The 4,999-nt window shown below is 73.3% G+C and carries 6 protein-coding genes; 4 read left to right on the forward strand and 2 right to left on the reverse strand.

The features are described 5' to 3' along the window. Positions 1–689 (forward strand): flagellar hook-length control protein FliK (locus KBA23_RS15740; RefSeq protein WP_290742893.1); only part of this gene is annotated, 689 nt, incomplete at its 5' end. Positions 690–702: 13 nt separating this feature from the next. Then, on the forward strand, positions 703–1,368 hold the full coding sequence (locus tag KBA23_RS15745; RefSeq protein ID WP_290742896.1) for a flagellar hook capping FlgD N-terminal domain-containing protein: 666 nt from the start codon (positions 703–705) through the stop codon (positions 1,366–1,368). 16 nt (positions 1,369–1,384) lie between these two features. Here the strand turns inward: KBA23_RS15745 and lhgO are convergent, their stop codons facing one another. Together lhgO and KBA23_RS15755 are read right to left on the reverse strand one after the other, a co-directional pair. Beyond that, complete coding sequence (lhgO, locus tag KBA23_RS15750; protein WP_290742899.1) at positions 1,385–2,581, reverse strand: L-2-hydroxyglutarate oxidase; 1,197 nt, start codon at positions 2,579–2,581, stop codon at positions 1,385–1,387. Positions 2,582–2,628: 47 nt separating this feature from the next. After that, positions 2,629–3,381, reverse strand: a complete 753-nt coding sequence (locus KBA23_RS15755; RefSeq protein WP_290742902.1) for a cell cycle transcriptional regulator TrcR — start codon at positions 3,379–3,381, stop codon at positions 2,629–2,631. Positions 3,382–3,550: 169 nt separating this feature from the next. On the opposite strand from KBA23_RS15755, the gene KBA23_RS15760 reads away from it, so the two are divergent. Together KBA23_RS15760 and KBA23_RS15765 are read left to right on the forward strand one after the other, a co-directional pair. Beyond that, positions 3,551–4,138 carry a ribonuclease T2 gene (locus tag KBA23_RS15760; RefSeq protein ID WP_290742905.1) on the forward strand — a complete coding sequence of 196 codons (588 nt, stop codon included), beginning with the start codon at positions 3,551–3,553 and terminating at the stop codon, positions 4,136–4,138. Between the two features lie 97 nt (positions 4,139–4,235). Next, positions 4,236–4,739, forward strand: a complete 504-nt coding sequence (locus KBA23_RS15765) for an NUDIX domain-containing protein (protein WP_290742908.1) — start codon at positions 4,236–4,238, stop codon at positions 4,737–4,739. The last annotated feature ends 260 nt before the right edge of the window (positions 4,740–4,999 follow it).

The following is a 4,999-nucleotide window of genomic DNA, read 5'->3' on the forward strand; positions in this document are numbered from 1 at the left end:
CCGCCGCGCCGCCGGCGGCGGCGCCGGCCGTGCCGACGGCTGCCGCGGCCGAGCCGGCCGCCGTCCGGTACGACGAGGCGAAAGCGGCCGTCGAGGCCGAAGCCGGCCCGGAACCGGAACCCGATGCCGCCGAGCAAGCCCGCCCCGCCACGACGTCCGTCGCCGCGCCGACCGCCGATCTCCGCCCTGCCGCCGCCGCGCCCGTGCTCGTCGACGCGCCCCGCGCCGACGCGCCCGCCTGGCGGCTGGCGGCAGCACACCATGCGGCGCCACATGCCGCGCCCGCGTCTGCCGCCAGCCCCCGCGACGTCGCGGCCCAACTCACCCTCGCCATCGGCAGCTCCAGCGACGGCCAGGTCGATATCCGCCTCGACCCTCCGGAGCTCGGCCGCGTCCAGATCCGCTTGCACGCCACCGAGACCGGCGGGCTCCAGGCCGTCGTCCTCGCCGACCGCCCGGAGACCCAGGACTTCCTCCGCCGCCACGCCGACACGCTCGCCCGCGACCTCGGCGAGGCGGGCTACTCGGACGTCTCACTGGAATTCGCTTCCGGCGGCGACGCCCGGGACCGCGAGGCGCCTGACGCCGCCGGCGCCTTCGCCTGGCTTGCGACCCCCGACGCCGACACGCCGATCCCACCCTCCGCCCGGCGCCCCCCCGCCGTCGCCGGGCTCGACATCCGCCTCTGACCGGAGCCAGCCCATGGAAATCGCCCCGACCTCCACCGGCACGACCTACGCGACGACCCCGCGAACCGGGACGCAGGACGCCGCCGGCAAGGAACCCGCCGCCACCGACTTCCAGACCTTTCTGACGCTGCTCACCACGCAGTTGCGCAACCAGGATCCCCTGAAGCCCACCGAATCGACCGAGTTCGTCGCCCAGCTCGCCAACTTCTCCGCCGTCGAGCAGCAGGTGCGCACCAACGACCGGCTGGACCAGATCCATGCGGCGCTGGGCGGCGGGGCTTCGGCCGGCCTTGCCGCATGGATCGGCCGCGAGGTGCGCGCCCCGGCGCAGGCGGCCTTCACCGGCGTCCCGATCGCCATCGAGACCACGCCGCTCGAGGGGGCCGACAGCGCCATCCTCGTCGTCACCAACGACTTCGGCGAGGTGGTCGCCCGCCGCAGCGTCGACCCGACCGATCCGACGCTCGAATGGGACGGCGCCGACTCCCTCGGCGCCAACCTTCCGCACGGGCTCTATTCCTTCACGGTCGAGAGCCTGAAGGACGACGAGCCCATCGGCACGAGCAAGGGCGAGATCTTCGCTACCGTCGGCGAGGTCAGCATCGAGGACGGCGAGCCCGTCCTCGTCCTCGCGGGCGGCGCCAAGGTCTCGGCCGACGACGTCACGGCGATCCGTTAGGCGGTCGGCGGGCGTCCTACGCCGTCCCGGCCAGCACGCGATCGGCGATCATGTCGCCGATCGGCAGCGCCGAGGTGGCGGCCGGCGAGGGGGCGTTGCAGACATGCACGCTTCGCGGCGTGTCGAGAAACAGGAAGTCGTGCTCCAGCGTTCCGTCGGCCAGCACCGCCTGGGCGCGGATGCCCGGCTCCATCGGGGCGAGGTCCTCCAGCGTCAGCTCCGGACAGTAGCGCCGGCACGCCGCCAGATACCGCCGGCGGAACAGCGAGTCGCCGAGTTCCGCCAGGCCCGGCCGCAGGTTCTGCGCCATGCAGCGCCAGAAGCCGGCGAACGTCGCCATGTCCGCGACGTCGCGCGCCGACACCGATCCCTTGCGATACCCCTCCCGCGCGAAACCGAGCGCCGCGTTCGGCCCCACCGTCACCGAGCCGTCGATCATCGGCGTCAGGTGAATCCCGAGGAACGGCAGCGCAGGGTCCGGGACCGGATAGATCATCGCCCGGACCACCCCGGACAGGCGCGGCGCCAGCCGGAAATACTCGCCGCGAAACGGCACGATCCGGTGCCCGACCCGCAGGCCCGCCATGCGGGCCACCCGGTCGGACTGCAATCCGGCGCAGGCGACGAGACGCCGGGCGCGCACGGTCCCGCCCGGCGTGGCGATCTCGACCGCGTCCCCGCCCTCGCGGATCGCCTCGGGCGCCGTCGAAAGCCGCAGCTCCGCCCCGCCGGCCCGCAGCTCCGCGGCGAGCGCGTCGAGGACGCGGCGATAGCTCACGATCGACGCCGCCGGAATCGACAGCGCGGCGAGCCCGGTGATCGCCGGCTCGCGGGCGCGGATGGCGGCGGCGTCGAGCCGTTCGGTTTCCACGCCGTTCTCCGCGGCCCGGCGTTCAAGTTCGTCCAGCCGCGGCAGCTCCTCGGGCCTCGTGGCGACGATCAGCTTGCCCCGCCGCTCGAAGGGAACGCCGTGGGCCTCGCAGAAGTCCATCGTGCGCTCCGAGCCGTCACGACAGAGCCGGGCCTTGAGGCTCCCGGGCGCATAGTAGACGCCCGAATGGATGACCCCGCTGTTGCGCCCGGTCTGGTGGCGGCCGGTCGCCTCCTCCTTCTCGAGAATCACGAGGCTCGCCCCCGGCCGCCGCTCCAGCAGCGCCCGCGCCGTCGCGAGCCCGACGATTCCAGCGCCGACGATGCAGAAGTCGTGGATCATCGCTCGCCTCGCGCTGTCGTGCCGCCCGCCATGCGTGGGCGTGTGGATTAGTCGTCGTCGCCGTCCGCGGGGTCAAGATTGAACAGCCGTTCGGCCGCGCTGCGCGCGTCCCCGCGCGCGGCGGGCCGCTCGTCGCGGCCGCCGGCCCCGCCGAGGCGGAAGTTCTCGAGGCCGGACACGCTCGACGGCAGGCGCGGCTCGGGATCCATGGCGAGCGACTGCTCGGTCGAGACGAGGCGCATCCGCTCGTCGTCCGTCATCACCTCGCCGGACCGGCCGGCGCGCGACACCGCCTTGGCGACGGCGGCGTCGAGCTCGGTCTGCTTGCACATGCCGAGCGCCACGGGATCGACCGGGGCGATGTTGGCGATGTTCCAGTGCGAGCGGTCGCGGATCGATTCGATCGTCGGCTTGGTGGTGCCCACCAGCTTGGCGATCGCGCCGTCGGGCAGCTCGGGATGGAACTTCACCAGCCACGCGATGGCGGCGGGCCGCTCCTGCCGCTTGGACAGCGGCGTGTAGCGCGGGCCGCGGCGCTTGGTCTCGCCCTCGGCGGCCGGGTTCTTCATCAGCCGCAGCCGCGCCTTGGGGTCGCGCTCGACGCGCTTGATCTCCTCGGCGGTCAGCTGGCGGTTGACGATCGGGTCGAAGCCCTTGATGCCCTGCGCCACCTCGCCGTCGGCGATGCCGTTCACCTCGAGCTCGTGCAGCCCGGTGAATTCGGCGATCTGCTGAAAGGTCAGGGTCGTGTTCTCCACCAGCCAGATCGCGGTGGCCTTCGGCATCAGCGGAAGCGTCATCGGCGTTATCCCCATTCGCGCCCGAAACGGCGGTCAAGACATGTCCTCCCCGAGTCGAAAACTGGGGTGCGCCGGGGCGCGAAGGTCGGTTTTCGCGGGGAGAGAGGGCTTCTATATAGGCCTGACGGCGTGGATGATAAAGAGGCATTCGACCTTGCGCGGCGCGATCATGGCGGCCCTGGCCGCATCTCTGGCGGCCGGGCCGGCGGCGGGGTTCGACTACTGGCTGCTGGCGCTCTCGTGGTCGCCGAGCTGGTGCGCCGAGGCCGACGGCGCGCCCGAGCAATGCGCGCCCGGGCGCGATCTCGACTTCGTCCTGCACGGGCTCTGGCCGCAATACGAGGACGGGTGGCCGGAATACTGCGAAGCCGACGCCGCTCCGCCGTCGCGCCGCGAAACCGCGGCGATGGCCGACATCATGGGCTCGGGCGGCCTCGCGTGGCACACCTGGAAGAAGCACGGGAGCTGCGCGGAGATGGCGGCCGCCGACTATTTCGCCCTGTCGCGCTTCGCCTTCGGCATGGTGTCGCGCCCCCGGGTTCCGGCGCGCACCACCCCCGCTTCGGTCGAGAAGGCGCTCCTTGCCGCCAATCCGGACCTGGGTGCGGAGAGCGTCGTGGTGACCTGCCGCGACGGCCTGCTGCGCGAGGTGCGGATCTGCCTCGACCGCAACCTGTCGCCGCGGGCCTGCGGCGCCGACGTGGTTCGAGACGATTGCCGACCCGACCGCGCCCTGTCCGCGCCGCCCGCGCCATGACCGCCGCCGTCCGCCTCGCCGCCTCCGATCCCGGGGGGCCGGCGCCGCATGGCCGTGTCCGCCCCGACCGTCCGGTCCGCGCCGGGAGCGGGACGCCATGACGGTCCCGCGCGACCTGCCGCCGGGCGCCGGGCTCCTCGCGCGGGCGCACCGGCTCGCGGGCGAGGCGCTGCTGTGGCTGCGCGCCGCGTTCAAGGCCCCGACGACGCTCGGCGTCCGCCTCGTCGCCATCGACCCCGAGGGCCGGGTCATGCTCGTCCGGCACAGCTACGTGCCCGGCTGGCATCTTCCCGGCGGCGCAGTCGACCCCGGCGAAAGCGCCCTTGCCGCCGCCCTGCGCGAGGCGCGCGAGGAGGCCGGCCTCGAGGTCGCCGCGCCGCCGCGCCTCCTCGGCCTCTACCGCCATCCGGCCGGCGGCCGCCGCGACCACGTCGCCGTCTACGTCGCCCGCGCCGCGCAGGCCGCGCCGCCGCCGCGCTCGCTCGAGATCCTCGCCGCCGGCTTCTTCACGCCCGCCTCGCTGCCCGAGGGAACCACGGCCGCGACGCGTGCGCGAATCGCCGAGGCGCTCGGCGACGCGGAGCCGGGCAGCGAGTGGTGAGGCGGCGCGGGGTCCGCGACCGCGCAGGTCGTCGAACGGGCTCGGACGGCGGTTCATGCCGGCGGGCTCATGAAACGACTCGCGGACCATTTGACCTTCGGGATTTTTATCTTGTATATTCAGGTAGTTACCATATCTATCAGTAGCCGGAGCAAAAGGCCGGGCGGCTCTACGCGAGGGCGGCTTGGCGGATGAGGTGATCCAAGGCGGGAATGGTGGGTGCGCCGGGGATGCGGAGGCGGTCGCCGAGATAGTCCCAG

The organism is Amaricoccus sp. (assembly GCF_017995835.1).
In the GTDB taxonomy this organism is placed as follows: Bacteria; Pseudomonadota; Alphaproteobacteria; order Rhodobacterales; family Rhodobacteraceae; genus Amaricoccus.